This is a genomic window from Klebsiella michiganensis, assembly GCA_000963575.1.
Lineage (GTDB): Bacteria > Pseudomonadota > Gammaproteobacteria > Enterobacterales > Enterobacteriaceae > Cedecea > Cedecea michiganensis_A.
Genome location: CP011077.1, coordinates 2,614,762 through 2,628,970, shown reverse-complemented (window position 1 = coordinate 2,628,970; position 14,209 = coordinate 2,614,762). Strand labels below are relative to the sequence as shown.

Annotated in this window: 11 protein-coding genes; 6 read left to right on the top strand and 5 right to left on the bottom strand. The window is 56.1% G+C overall.

Annotated features, from left to right (window positions below):
- Positions 1–85 precede the first annotated feature (85 nt).
- From VW41_12260 to VW41_12240, 5 genes are read right to left on the bottom strand one after another with little or no spacing between them, the layout of a single operon-like run.
- On the bottom strand, positions 86–892 hold the full coding sequence (locus VW41_12260; protein AJZ89754.1) for a tryptophan synthase subunit alpha: 807 nt from the start codon (positions 890–892) through the stop codon (positions 86–88).
- The gene (locus tag VW41_12255) at positions 892–2,082 is read right to left on the bottom strand and encodes a tryptophan synthase subunit beta (GenBank protein ID AJZ89753.1); all 1,191 of its coding nucleotides are present in this window, start codon (positions 2,080–2,082) and stop codon (positions 892–894) included. The genes VW41_12260 and VW41_12255 overlap by 1 nt, the downstream gene beginning before the upstream one ends.
- A gap of 12 nt (positions 2,083–2,094) precedes the next feature.
- A complete protein-coding gene (locus VW41_12250; GenBank protein AJZ89752.1) occupies positions 2,095–3,456 on the bottom strand; it encodes an indole-3-glycerol phosphate synthase in 1,362 nt (453 codons plus the stop codon).
- Positions 3,457–3,460: 4 nt separating this feature from the next.
- The gene (locus VW41_12245) at positions 3,461–5,056 is read right to left on the bottom strand and encodes a glutamine amidotransferase (GenBank protein AJZ89751.1); all 1,596 of its coding nucleotides are present in this window, start codon (positions 5,054–5,056) and stop codon (positions 3,461–3,463) included.
- Positions 5,056–6,618, bottom strand: coding sequence for an anthranilate synthase component I (locus VW41_12240; GenBank protein ID AJZ89750.1), 1,563 nt, complete (start codon positions 6,616–6,618; stop codon positions 5,056–5,058). The genes VW41_12245 and VW41_12240 overlap by 1 nt, the downstream gene beginning before the upstream one ends.
- 275 nt (positions 6,619–6,893) lie before the next feature.
- Between VW41_12240 and VW41_12235 the strand changes: the two genes are divergently transcribed.
- From VW41_12235 to VW41_12210, 6 genes are all read left to right on the top strand, one after another.
- The gene (locus VW41_12235) at positions 6,894–7,775 is read left to right on the top strand and encodes an S-adenosylmethionine tRNA ribosyltransferase (protein AJZ89749.1); all 882 of its coding nucleotides are present in this window, start codon (positions 6,894–6,896) and stop codon (positions 7,773–7,775) included.
- Positions 7,772–8,392, top strand: coding sequence for a hypothetical protein (locus VW41_12230; protein ID AJZ89748.1), 621 nt, complete (start codon positions 7,772–7,774; stop codon positions 8,390–8,392). The genes VW41_12235 and VW41_12230 overlap by 4 nt, the downstream gene beginning before the upstream one ends.
- 10 nt (positions 8,393–8,402) lie before the next feature.
- Entirely contained in the window at positions 8,403–9,221 is an 819-nt protein-coding gene (locus VW41_12225; GenBank protein ID AJZ89747.1) for a transcriptional regulator, read from the top strand.
- A gap of 197 nt (positions 9,222–9,418) precedes the next feature.
- On the top strand, positions 9,419–10,294 hold the full coding sequence (locus VW41_12220) for a 23S rRNA pseudouridylate synthase (GenBank protein ID AJZ89746.1): 876 nt from the start codon (positions 9,419–9,421) through the stop codon (positions 10,292–10,294).
- 177 nt (positions 10,295–10,471) lie between these two features.
- Complete coding sequence (locus tag VW41_12215; GenBank protein AJZ89745.1) at positions 10,472–11,830, top strand: sugar transporter; 1,359 nt, start codon at positions 10,472–10,474, stop codon at positions 11,828–11,830.
- Between the two features lie 18 nt (positions 11,831–11,848).
- Positions 11,849–14,200 (top strand): beta-glucosidase, encoded by a 2,352-nt coding sequence (locus VW41_12210; protein ID AJZ89744.1) that lies wholly within the window; start codon positions 11,849–11,851, stop codon positions 14,198–14,200.
- Positions 14,201–14,209: the final 9 nt, after the last annotated feature.

Below are 14,209 nucleotides of genomic sequence, written 5' to 3'. Positions count from 1 at the left end.
CCAGGGATACGCGAAGAGATATAGCGGAATGTTGATGAAACGAAGGGGAAAAGAATGAGGCCGGGTTTCCCCGGCCTTTTACCGATCAACCGCGCGTGGCGGCTTTCATGTTCTGCACGAACTGTTTCAGCTCGCTGAGCATCACCTCAGGCTGCGCCAGGTTCTTTTCGATGATTTTAACCACCGCGGAACCTGATATTGCGCCAGCCGCACCGGCGGCAATTGCATCGCGTACCTGAGACGGTTCGGAGATGCCGAAGCCTTGCAGAGGCGGCGCGGCCTGGTATTCACCCAGTTTCTCAATCAAATGGTGCAGCGGAAGCTGAGCGCGTGTTTCAGTGCCGGTGACACCAGCCCGGGACAGCAGGTAGGTGTAACCCCGGCCATGGGCCGAAATTTCGCGCAGCAGCGTTTCGTCGGCATTTGGCGGGCAGATGAAAATAGGCGCGACGTTGTGGCGCATTGCGGCGTGGCGGAATTCAGCGGACTCTTCCACCGGTACGTCTGCCACCAGTACGGAGTCCACGCCCACCTTGGCGCACAGGGCATAAAACTCGTCGATGCCGCGGTTAAACACCAGGTTGGCATACATCAGCAGGCCAATCGGGATCTCCGGGTACTTTTGGCGGATCGTCGCCAGCATTTCAAAGCACTGGGTTGGCGTCACGTCTGAGGCAAAAGCCCGCAGCGCCGCACCCTGAATGGTTGGCCCGTCCGCCAGCGGATCGGAGAACGGAATACCCAACTCGAGCGCATCCGCGCCGCCTTCAACCAGCGCATCGATAATTTTCAGCGAAAGCTCAGGGTTCGGGTCGCCCAGCGTCACAAAGGGAACGAATGCGCCTTCCTTGCGGGCCTGCAGCTGTTCAAACAGATGATGATAACGTTCCATTACATTTCCCCTCGTGCTTTCAGAATATCGTGGACGGTGAAGATGTCTTTGTCGCCGCGGCCAGAGAGGTTCACTACCAACAGCTGCTCTTTTTCAGGGTTCTCGCGCATCATTTTTAAGGCATGGGCGAGGGCGTGGGAGGACTCCAGGGCAGGAATAATCCCTTCGCTGCGGCACAGCGCCTTAAAGGCATCCAGCGCTTCGTCATCGGTAATGGAGACGTAATCGGCGCGGCCGGTGCTGTTCAGGTAGGCGTGCTGTGGCCCTACGGACGGGAAGTCCAGCCCGGCAGAAATAGAGTAAGACTCTTCAATTTGCCCTTCGTCGGTTTGCATCATCGGGGACTTCATGCCGAAGTAGATGCCCACGCGGCCGTGTTTCAACGGTGCGCCATGCTCACCTGTTTCGATGCCGTGCCCGGCGGGCTCAACGCCAATCAGGCCCACGCTGGTTTCGTCGATAAAGTCGGCAAACATGCCGATGGCGTTGGAGCCGCCACCCACGCAGGCGATCACCGCATCAGGCAGGCGACCTTCTTTCTCCAGAATCTGCGCTTTGGTTTCTTCGCCGATCATGCGCTGGAATTCACGCACAATGGTCGGGAACGGGTGTGGACCCGCGGCGGTGCCGAGCATGTAGTGCGCGGTTTCATAGCTTGCAGACCAGTCGCGCAGCGCCTCGTTACAGGCATCTTTCAGGGTGGATGAGCCGCTATGCACCGGAATGACTTCGGCCCCCATCAGGCGCATACGGAAGACGTTTGGCGACTGGCGCTCAACGTCTTTGGCACCCATATAAATGCGGCATTTCAGGCCGAGCAGGGCGCTGGCGAGGGCAGAGGCTACGCCGTGCTGACCCGCGCCGGTTTCGGCGATGATCTCAGTTTTGCCCATACGCTTGGCGAGCAGCGCCTGGCCCAGTACCTGGTTAGTTTTGTGCGCGCCACCGTGGAGCAGATCTTCACGCTTGAGGTACAGCGTGGTGTTGGTGCCTGCGGTCAGATTTTTGCATTTGGTCAGGGCCGTTGGGCGACCCGCGTAGTTTTTCAGCAGATCGGTAAACTCCGCCTGAAACTCAGCATCGCTTTGCGCTGCCACAAACGCCTCTTCGAGCTGGCGTAAAGCCGGCATCAGGATCTGCGGCACGTACATGCCGCCAAATTCACCAAAATAAGGGTTCAGTAAAGTCATGGTATCTCTTCCTTAGTAAGCCCGCAGAGTCTGAAAGACCGCAGCCAGCTTGTTAGCATCTTTTATTCCCGGCGTGCTTTCCACGCCAGAGTTGAAATCCAGTCCCGCGCAGCCGGCTTTGGCCGCTTCCACGCAGTTATCCGCTCCGAGGCCGCCCGCCAGAATCACGTTTTCCAGCTTTTGTCCGGCTAACAGTCGCCAGTCAAAACTTTGCCCGGTGCCGCCCTGGCCGTTATCGAGCACGTATTTATCGACGTGCTGCAGATTACGCTCCGGCAGCGAGTCAGCCACGCTCAACGCTTTCCAGATTTGCGTGTTCTCCGGCAGCAGCGCTCGCAGCTCGGTAATGTATGCCTGGGTCTCAGCGCCGTGAAGCTGAACTGCGCTCAGTGAGAACGTCTCTACTTTTGCCACAACTTCTGTTACCGGCGTATTTCTGAACACGCCAACGTAGCGAAGCGGGGCGGCGGCAATGACTGCGGCAGCTTTATCATCGGTGACAAAACGCGGTGAAGTCGGCACGAAAATCAGTCCACCATAAATGGCACCGGCTTCCTGAGCCGCGCGAGCATCTTCCCCCCGCGTCAGGCCGCAAACTTTGTTCTCCCCGAGCAGCACGCGGCGTACCGCAGCGTTCAGGTCATCCTCACTCATCAGCGCAGAGCCAATCAGGAACCCGTTGGCGTAGTGGCTAAGCTCGCGAACCTGGGCGTAATTATTAATGCCCGATTCGCTGATAACCGTCACGCCGTGGGTCAGGCGCGGCGCTAACTGACGAGTGCGGTCCAGATCGATAGACAGGTCGCGCAGATCGCGGTTGTTGATGCCGACCACTTTGGCGCCGAGCTCGATGGCACGCTCCAGCTCTTCTTCGTTACTCACCTCGGTCAGCACGCCCATGTTCAGGCTGTGGGCCACGGCGGCCAACTGGCGATACTGTTCATCGTCCAGCACAGAGAGCATCAGCAGGCAGGCATCCGCCTGGTAAAAACGCGCCAGATGAATCTGGTAGGCGTCGATAATAAAGTCTTTGCACAGCACCGGCTGGCTGACAATCCCGCTAACGATTGGCAGAAAATCGAAGCTGCCCTGGAAGTACTTCTCGTCGGTCAGCACCGACACAGCAGAAGCATAATGCTTATAAACACCGGCAATACGTGCCGGATCGAAATCATCGCGGATAACCCCTTTAGACGGGGACGCTTTTTTGCACTCAAGAATGAAGACGGTGCGGGCACCCTGCAGCGCGTGATAGAAGTTCCGCGTGGCTGGCACTATCTCATTCTGGAAGCTCGCCAGCGGCTGTTGCTGTTTGCGGGCTTCAACCCACAGCGCTTTGTCAGCCACGATGCGGTTTAATACGGTCTCCTGCATTGCCTTATCCTCTCCCCGCGAGCGCGGTCACGCGGTCGTATGCTGCCCCGCTGCGTAATACATCCAGCACTTTCTGTGCGTTAGCTTTCAGGTCCTCATGGCCGTGCAGTCGCATCAGCATGGCCACGTTTGCCGCAACGGCAGACTCGTGCGCGGTCTCACCTTTACCTTGTAGCAGGCGGGTCAGAATGTCACGGTTTTCTTCCGGCGTACCGCCCGCCAGCGCTTCCTGGTGGTAGGCAGGCAGGTCAAAATCGGCGGCGGTCAGCTGATAGCTTTTGATTTCGCCGTGGTTCAGTTCGGCAACCAGCGTTGGCGCGTGAAGAGATACTTCATCCATGCCGCCGCTGTGAACTACCGCCGCACGCTTGTAACCGAGGACGCGCAGGGTTTCTGCAATCGGCAGCACCAGTTCCGGGCTGTAAACGCCGATCAGCGCCAGCGGCGGATGAGCCGGGTTAATCAGCGGCCCCAAAACGTTGAACAGGGTGCGCGTTTTCAACTGCTGGCGAACCGGCATCGCGTGACGGAATCCGGTGTGGTACTTAGGCGCAAACAGGAAGCAGACGCCCAGCTCGTCCAGCGCTTTACGGGAAGCGTCGGCGTTCATTTCCAGGTTGATGCCAAACGCCGCCAGCAGATCGGAGGAACCCGAACGGCTGGAAACGCTACGGTTGCCGTGCTTGGCGACCTTTAGCCCGACCGCCGCGGCAACAAAGGCGCTGGCGGTAGAGATGTTAATGCTGTTGCTGCCGTCACCGCCGGTGCCGACGATATCGGCGAACTCGTAGCTTGGGCTTGGGAACGGCGCCGCGTGCTCAAGCAGGGCGGATGCGGCCCCGGCGATTTCGTTCGGGTGTTCACCGCGTACCTTCATGCTCACCAGCGCGGCCGCCAGCTGTTCAGGCTTCAGCTCCCCGCGAACGATGGCGGAAAACAGCTGATGACTCTCTTCGCGGCTCAGGGTTTGCGCCTGATAAAGCTTGTCGAGGATCGGCTGCAGCGTATTGGCCTGCTTCAGCTTCTGCAGCGCCCAGTCCAGGGTCTGCTCCAGCAGGCGAGCGCCGTGGCTGGTGAGGATGGATTCCGGGTGGAACTGGAAGCCCACAACCCGGTCAGCCTCGTGGCGAACGGCCATCACCATGCCGTCGAAATGCGCATTGATGGTCAGCCCGGCAGGAATGTTACTGCCCACCAGGGAGTGATAGCGCGCCACCGGCAGCGGGTTTGGCAGCCCGGCAAACATCGCTTCGCCGTCGTGGGAAATTGAGGAGGCTTTACCGTGCAGGATTTCGCCCGCCTGGCCGACGTAGCCGCCGTAAGCTTCCACAATGGCCTGGTGGCCGAGGCAAATGCCGATAATCGGCAGTTTACCGCGCATCCGCGTCAGTAACTCCGGCATACAGCCCGCTTCGCTAGGTGCGCCCGGCCCCGGAGACAGCATCAGAACCGGGTTGTCCATGGTGGCCAGGCGTTCGATCAGGGTTTGCGCCGGAACGTGGTTACGGTAAATCACCACGTTGTGGCCGTTTGCGCGGAGCTGATCCGCCAGGTTATAGGTGAATGAGTCGATATTATCGAGCAGCAGAATGTCAGCCATTAGAAAATCTCCTGGGCGTGATGCGCGGTAGCAATGGCGCGCAAAACAGCGCGGGCTTTGTTGCGGGTTTCGTCGGCTTCGGACTGCGGGTCTGAATCAAGCACAACGCCAGCGCCAGCCTGGACGGTGGCAATGCCGTCTTCAACGTAGGCCGAGCGGATGACGATGCAGGTATCGAGGTCGCCGTGGGCGGTGAAGTAGCCCACCGCACCGCCGTAGCTGCCGCGCCGGACGCCTTCGGCCCCGGCAATCAACTGCATCGCACGTACTTTCGGTGCGCCGCTCAGGGTGCCCATATTCATACAGGCGCGGTAGGCGTGCAGCACGTCCAGGTCATGGCGCAGTTCGCCAACAACGCGGGATACCAGGTGCATCACAAAGGAGTAACGGTCGACTTTGGTTAAATCAGCCACGTAGCGGCTGCCCGGCGTACAGATACGGGCGAGATCGTTCCGCGCCAGGTCAACCAGCATCAGGTGTTCAGACAGTTCTTTATGGTCGGTGCGCATTTCCAGTTCGATGCGGCTGTCCAGATCGCGATCCAGCGACCCGTCGGCACGGCGACCACGAGGGCGCGTGCCGGCAATCGGGTAGATCTCAATCTGGCGGTTCGTTGCATCGTATTTCAGGGAACTTTCCGGGGAAGCCCCGAACAGCGTGAAATCGTTGTCCTGCATAAAGAACATGTACGGGCTTGGGTTGCTCTTCTTCAGCGTCTGATAAGCCGCCAGCGGTGACGGGCAAGGCAGCGAGAAGCGGCGGGACGGTACAACCTGGAAAATTTCGCCGATGCGAATGGCTTTTTGCATCTGGCGCACAACCGCCCCGAACTCTTCATCGCTCTGGTTCACTTCACAGCTCATGTGCTCAACTTTCTGCACCGGCAGCGCCGCAGGCTCTTCGCTGATTTGCTGGCGCAGTTGTTCGGTGCGTTTCAGCAGACGCTGTTTTTCGCTGTCTGACGGCGTAAAGAGGCTCGCCTGAACGCGGGTTTGCTTTTTCTGGTGATCGATGGTCAATAAGGTTTCGGCCAGATAGAAGCAATAATCGGGGCAGCGGTTGTCCTGTTTCAGCTGCGGCAAATCTTCAAAGCCGGCCACCAGGTCGTAGGCAAACAGGCCACCGAAGAACATCGCATTACGTCCTTCGGCAGGGACGTTCACCAGTTCCTGCATGATGCGAAATGCGTCAAAGACCGACAGCGAGCACAGGCGAGCATCTTCATCTAATAACGTGCTGACCGTCGGGAAGCGCAGGGTGCGGCCATCGGGGAAGTGTTGGTTTTCCACGCCAGCAGGCAGGGCGGCATCCAGAAGCGGCAGCAGGGACGCGCCGTTAGCAGACAACGCCTGCAAGGTGACGGTGTCACCTAATGCCGTGATGCGCATCGCGCTATCCACCAGCAGCAAGCTTTTTAAGTCGTCTTTACTGTCGATGTCAGCGGACTCAAGCAGCAGGGTCGCAGGGCGCGCGCCGCACAGCTGGTGGAAAAGGGCCGTTGGGTTTTCACGGTAGGCAGCTTCGCTGCTCAGGAGTTCAAGTGCCGGTTTTTGTGTTTGCATTTTAGTTCTCAAATTTTGTTCAAAAAAAAGCCCGCATCGTTGGCGGGCCTGGTATCTGCGCTGTTAAACAGCGTACGCGATCGCACCGCCCGAGTTCAGGGAGTACGCCACCAACCGTGCAGGGAATTCATCGCTTTCATTTCAGATACCTCGTTATGTGAACTTGCGTACTAGTAAACTGGTTCGCGGCTATATTGTCAATACTGATTTTTTAAAATAGCCGAATATCGCTATCATGGGCCGCTAAATTTCTGTTTATCCATTCTGGAGCCATTTTGAGCGAGCCCACCCTGGCCACGATCCACGACCTGCACAGCCACACTACCGCCTCGGATGGCCTGTTGTCTCCTGAAGCTTTGGTTAATCGCGCGGTAGATATGCGCGTCACGGTACTGGCTATTACCGACCATGACACCGTTGCGGGTCTGCCTGCCGCAAGGGCTGAAATCCAGCGCCTGAATTTACCGCTACAGTTAATCAGCGGCGTTGAAATTTCCACCGTCTGGGAAAACCATGAAATCCATATTGTCGGCCTGGGCATTGATGAGCAGCACCCGGCGCTGAAGCTTTTCCTTGAACAACAAAGTGAACGCCGCAGTCAACGTGCGGTAATGATTGCCGAACGTCTGGATAAGGCTCGCATTCCCGGGGCGCTAGAAGGGGCGATGCGCCATGCCGGCAGTGGGGCTATTACCCGCGGGCATTTTGCTCGTTTTCTGGTTGAGCAGGGCAAAGCCAGCAATATGGGGGACGTCTTCAAAAAGTACCTGGCGAAAGGGAAAACCGGATACGTTCCGCCTCAGTGGTGTACAATAGAACAAGCTATTGATGTGATTCATCATTCTGGCGGGCAGGCGGTGCTGGCACATCCAGGGCGCTACGGCCTGACCGCAAAATGGCTAAAACGACTGCTGGCGCAGTTTGCCGAACACGGTGGCGATGCCATGGAAGTTGCGCAGTGCCAGCAGGCTCCTAACGAACGTACCCAGCTTGCGAGCTACGCTAAGCAGTTTAATCTGCTGGCGTCGCAGGGCTCAGATTTTCATCTGCCCTGCGCGTGGATTGAGCTGGGCCGTAAGCTGTGGCTACCGGCGGGCGTTGAGCCCGTCTGGCTGCACTGGGAGCAGAGCCACATCGCTAAAGAGAGGGCAGTATGAGTCAGTTTTTTTATATCCACCCGGATAACCCGCAGCCGCGCCTGATTAACCAGGCGGTGGACATTATTCGTAAAGGCGGGGTGATTGTTTACCCGACAGATTCCGGCTATGCGCTGGGCTGCAAAATTGAAGACAAGGGCGCCATGGAGCGCATTTGCCGCATCCGCCAGCTTCCAGATGGCCACAACTTTACCCTGATGTGCCGGGACCTGTCGGAGCTGTCGACCTACGCATTCGTCGACAACGTGGCGTTCCGCCTGATTAAAAACAATACGCCGGGGAATTACACTTTTATCCTGAAAGGCACCAAAGAAGTTCCCCGTCGCCTGCTGCAGGAAAAACGGAAAACCATCGGGCTGCGCGTGCCGTCGAACCCGATTGCGCTGGCGCTGCTGGAAGTGCTGAATGAGCCGATGCTGTCGACCTCGCTGATGCTGCCCGGCAACGAATTTACCGAGTCCGATCCCGAAGAGATCAAAGACCGCCTCGAAAAAGTGGTGGATCTGGTTATTCACGGCGGTTATCTCGGGCAGCAACCCACTACGGTTATCGATCTGACGGAAGACGCTCCGGTGGTAATGCGTGAGGGTGTCGGGGACGTTAAACCTTTCCTGTAAGGAAATCGCTATGGCCCGATTTAACATTGATGTACTGGCTTCTCAATGCGGCGTGACGCCGGCCAATATTCGCAGCTGGCAGCGTTACGGTTTAATTAAACCGCAGGTGGATGAGAACGGGCACCGTTTCTTCAATTTTACTCACTGCGCCCGCGTCGCCGCGATTGTCGGCTGGCTGGAAAAGGGCGCCGCGTTACCGGATATGCTGGCGCTGCTGAACGGGGAGGAAAGCAGTAACCCTCCCGGCTGGCTTGAGGTTCAGGAAGCCCTGCTGGCGCAATGCGAAGCAATGCAGCCCACGAAGCTGCGGGGGCTTATCTGGCGCTACGGCCGCGAAGTTCCTCCGGCAATTTTTATTGATGAAGTTATCCGCCCGCTCAGGCTGTGGCTCAATGCCGATGTGCAGCAGGAAATGGTCATGAGCCGTGCCATGCTGGATACGGCACTGATTGAATATGCCACGTTCGTGCTGGCCAGCGGGCGTAAGCGCCCCGGCGGCAGCCTGTTTATTCTGGCGCTCTCGCTGAAAGATCCCGTTGAGCTGTGGCTGGAGGGCATACGTTTTGCCAGTGACGGCTTCTGCGTGGAGGTGCTGGATCGTGAAATTCCGTTCCCGGATCTCAGCTGCATTAACGCCGAACACATCATGATTTGGGCAGATAAAGCCCTCGATGAGGGGCAGCAGGCTATGTACCAGCGCTGGCTCAGCAGTGGGCTCCCCGTCTTTCTTGCAGGCGGTGAGGCAGCCCGGGCACAAAGAGAGGTGGCAATAAATGATGTCTGTTCATCCGCTGACCGTGCCTCGCTGCAAGACAGCCTGAGTCATTAATATCAGGAAAATCCAGTCGATGGGTTTTAACTCCATTTGAGCTAAAATTCGTGTACTATGTGCGGCCACGAAGCTGCCCGCGTTATTTGACAACGGCTGTGCAGCGGTCCGAATCCGTATTTATACTTCATCAGGCCCATGCCTTTTGATTTCAAAGTATCTGAGACGCCTGTGAAGGCGACACCCGAGGAAGCTCAATGAGCGAAAAGTTACAAAAAGTGCTGGCTCGCGCTGGCCATGGTTCCCGTCGTGAGATTGAAACCATTATCTCTGCTGGTCGCGTAAGCGTTGATGGCAAAATCGCCACGCTGGGCGATCGTGTCGAAGTAAATCAGTCGCTTAAAATTCGCATCGATGGTCACTTGATCTCGATTCGTGAATCTGCGGAACAAATCTGTCGCGTGCTGGCCTATTACAAGCCGGAAGGTGAGCTGTGTACTCGCAGTGACCCGGAAGGGCGCCCAACAGTCTTTGATCGCCTGCCAAAACTGCGCGGTGCGCGCTGGATTGCCGTTGGGCGTCTGGACGTTAACACCTGTGGTTTACTGCTGTTCACCACCGACGGTGAACTGGCTAACCGCCTGATGCACCCAAGTCGTGAAGTGGAGCGTGAATACTCCGTGCGCGTGTTTGGCCAGGTGGATGACGACAAGGTGAGACAATTGTCCCGTGGTGTGCAGCTTGAAGATGGCCCGGCGGCCTTCAAAACTATCAAGTTCACCGGCGGCGAAGGCATTAACCAGTGGTACAACGTGACCCTGACCGAAGGCCGTAACCGTGAGGTTCGTCGCCTGTGGGAAGCGGTCGGGGTACAGGTGAGCCGCCTGATTCGCGTGCGCTACGGCGACATTAAATTGCCGAAAGGCCTGCCGCGCGGAGGCTATACCGAACTTGACCTGGCGCAGACCAACTATCTGCGTACCCTGGTTGAGCTGCCGGAAGAAACCAGCAGCAAAGTGGCGGTGGAAAAAGATCGCCGCCGCATGAAGGCGAACCAGATTCGCCGTGCCGTTAAGCGTCATACTCAGACCACCGGCGGCAACCGTCGTTCCGGCAGCCGCAGCAACGGTTAATCCCTTCATTCCCGGTGAGTTCTCGCCGGGAATGTCTCCCCTGATATTCCCGTTTGAGACAAGTCTCACACTTCCGCATAAAGACAAAAAACAGGAAATAGCTCGACAAATAACGCAAAGTAATGGGTTTTCATCCTCCTTATACTGGCTGAACTTTGTGCAAGTCCGGGGGTTGAGATGAATTCAGTTAAGAAGCTATCGGCAAGTTATGTGGCGATCGGCGTAAAAGAAAAAATAGGTTATGGGTTTGGCGATTTTGCCTCTAATTTATCATTTGGTTTTGTATCGCTATTCTTACTTTTCTTTTATACCAATATATATGGCATTAGCGCCGCACAGGCCAGTGTGATATTTGTTGTGGCACGAATCATTGATGCCATTTTTAATGTGATCATTGGGTTTGCCATTGATAAAACGCACAGCCGCTACGGGAAGCTAAGGCCCTGGATATGCTATGGCGCGATTCCCTTAGGTTTTCTGACCGTACTGTGTTTTTTCCCCTTTGGCGGCGACGCTAAATTTTATTATGCCTTGCTTTCTTACACGCTTTACTGCCTCGCATATACGGCGGTAAATACCCCTTATTCGGCGTTAACGAACCGCATCACGCAGCATGAAGCCTCGCGAGCCTCCCTGTCGGTTTATCGGTTTGTGTTGGCTATCCTGGGTTACCTGATTGTTTCAACCACCGCGGACTGGATTATATCGCCGTTTACCGATAAGCAGTCTGGCTATGTCTTTGCCGTGTCATGCTTTGCGCTGCTGGCCACCTTTATGTTTATGATGTGTTTTGGCATGACGAAGGAGAGGGTCACCGAAGAGAACACACGTTCACCAGGGCTGCGCGAAATGCTCAGGGCCGTCACCGGGAATACACCGCTCATCCACCTGTCACTGTTCACCGTTTTTTTCTACATTGCCTATACGGTGTGGATGGCGATTGCTATCTATTTCATAAAATACATTATTGGTAACGAAGGGTTTACCGCGACTTTCTTCATTATTCAGTCGGCGGCTTATATTGCGGGCACGGTATTGTGCGAAAAGCTGATCGTCTTAATGGGGAAAAAGAAAATGACACTGGCAGCATTGCTGCTGGGGGTGTTGGGTGTGCTCATGCAATATTTTGTTGCCGGAGACAATATTTGGTTAATTATGACCGGCGTCTGCCTCTACAGTATTACGCTGGGTGTCGGCTTTGTTGCCATGTGGTCGATGATAGCCGACACGGTTGAATATGCGGAATGGCATCACGGGGTTCGTACCGAAGGTGCTATATACGGCTTCTATAATTTTATCACGAAAATTGCGATGGCCATCGGCGGCGGTTGTGCTGGCTGGATGCTCGATTATTACCACTATGATGCCGGGAATATAAGTGCCAGGGCTATCAACGGTATTAATATTATGATGACGTTATTTCCGGGGGCGATGTTTGCACTCAGCGCGATATTTGTCGCCTGTTATTCTCTCGATGAAAATAAATACCGCGATATCGTTCATAAACTTAGTCTGCGCAAGCAGGAAACGCTTTAATTTCTGGAGATTAGCAAAATGAATGCTGACTTTCACGCCATGCTTGCGGCAATGACGACCAATGAAAAAGTGACCTTATTGAGCGGCAGCGGTCTGTGGCGAACAGCCGCTCTGCCGCAGCACGGTATCCCTGACATCGTCATGACGGATGGCACCTATGGCGTACGCTACAGCAGCGCTCAAATCGATGGCCAGGAGAAGTGGAGCATGGATGATTTTATCTCCGTGATCACCCAAACGGCCGACCGGGCAGGAGCGGTAGAGGGGGAACAGAAAGGCGGGAGTGAGGGTTTATTCAGCACTTCTTTGCCGGCTACCTGCTTCCCTAACGGCTCAAGCCTGGCCTGCAGCTGGGATATTGAGCTGGTGCAAAAAATGGGGCAGGCGTTAGGACTTGAGTGTCAGCAAATGGGTGTGGGGATTTTGTTGGGGCCGGGTATTAATATTCGGCGTACTCCCCTCGCGGGGCGGGGATATGAGTATTACTCGGAGGATCCGGTTGTCAGCGGCGATATCGCCGCAGCCCTGATTAATGGTCTACAGGCAGAAGGTGTCGGGGCCAGCCTCAAACATTTCGCCGCCAATAATTCAGAGTTTCGCCGTACCGAAATGGACTCGGTAATAGACGAGCGCGCTCTGCGTGAGATTTATCTCGCAGGGTTCCAGCGGGCGATTGCCAAATCGAATCCGTGGACCGTGATGTCCTCCTACAATCGGCTGAATGGGGTTCAAACCTCCCAGGATCCTTTCTTGCTCACTCAAGTCCTTCGCGATGAGTGGGGCTATAGCGGCCTGGTGATGTCGGACTGGTACGGAATTAAAGACCGCCCGGCCTCGCTGATGGCAGGCAATGATTTAGCCATGCCGGAAACGGTACGAGATAAGAAAACATTGCTGGCGGCTATCGAGGCCGGTGAAGTGCCGCTCAGTGTGATTGATAGCGCCTGTCTGAGAATGCTCGAACTCATTGATAAAGTAGAACGCCATCGCCGCAGAGATACCGTTGCAGATTTCCCGGCGCACCACGTCCTGTCGCAGCAGCTGGCGGCAGAGTCGATTGTATTATTGAAAAACGAAGACTGTCTGCTTCCGCTCCGGCCCGATAAAACGCCTCGTATAGCGGTGTTGGGTAAACCCGCGCAGCAGCCTGTTATTCAGGGGTCCGGCTGTGCCACTACGGTGCCTTATTTCCTCGACCGTCCCCTCGATGAGATTTTCGCTTTGGCGGGAGAGGCGTTTACGGTTTCCTGGGCCGAAGGTACGCCGGACGATATACACGCTGATGCTCAGGCGCTTCAGGAGGCGATAACCGTCGCACAAAACGCCGATGTCGCGGTCATCTTTGTCAGTACCGCCGTCGGCGAAGATGGTGAAAACGGCGACCGTCAGGATCTCAATATTCTGGCGGTTCATGAGCAGCTGATTCGGGAGGTTGCGGCGGTTCAGCCTAATGTCGTGGTCGTACTGGCCAATAGCGATGCGGTGGTGATGCCGTGGCTGAGCGAATGCAAAGCATTGTTGGAGACCTTTTTTGCCGGACAGGGAATGGGGGGCGCGGTGGCGGAAATTTTGTTTGGCAAGCGTAATCCCTGCGGCAAGCTCACGGTCACCGTTCCAAACACGGTAGAAGAGACGCCAGCCTGGCTGCATTACCCGGGAGAAAATCTGCAACACCATTATAGTGAGGGATTATTTGTCGGCTATCGCTATTATGACAAACGCCGTCTGACGCCGCTGTTTCCTTTCGGCTTCGGCCTGAGCTACACGCGTTTTGCGTATCACAGGATTAAGCTTTCTGCAGAACGATTAGGTGATAATGAGACCTTAACGGTCAGCGTGGATGTGACAAACTGCGGCAAGTACGCCGGTAAAGAAATTGTGCAGCTATACGTCCGCGCGCCAAAAGGGGAACTGATTCGCGAGGAACAGGCGCTGAAGGCCTTTAGTAAAATCTCGCTGGAACCCGGAGAAACGCGGCGGGTTAGCCTCCAGCTGCCGATTGCCGAGCTGAGTTGCTACCATCCGGGCCTGGCAAAATGGCTCATAACTCCCGGCCGCTGGCAGGTTTATGTTGGCGGGTCGTCACGCGATTTACCGCTCAGCGCCGGGTTTGATGTTGACTGCGAGGAGCAATACATGACGCTCCGCGATGATAACTCGCTGCAGCAGTTGATTCAGCAGCCGGAAGTCTTCGCTCGCGTGGTAGCGTTGGTTGCCGGGAAAAGCGGTGTGCCGCCTGAGATTGTGCGGGAGAAGCTGACCCGGATTGCGCCGGATCTCTTTTGCGGATTATTAATCGCCCTTACCGAATTTCTTGGGCTGGACATTGAGCGAGACGAGTTGAACGCCGTGCTCGCCGGGGAGCAATAATTAATAGCC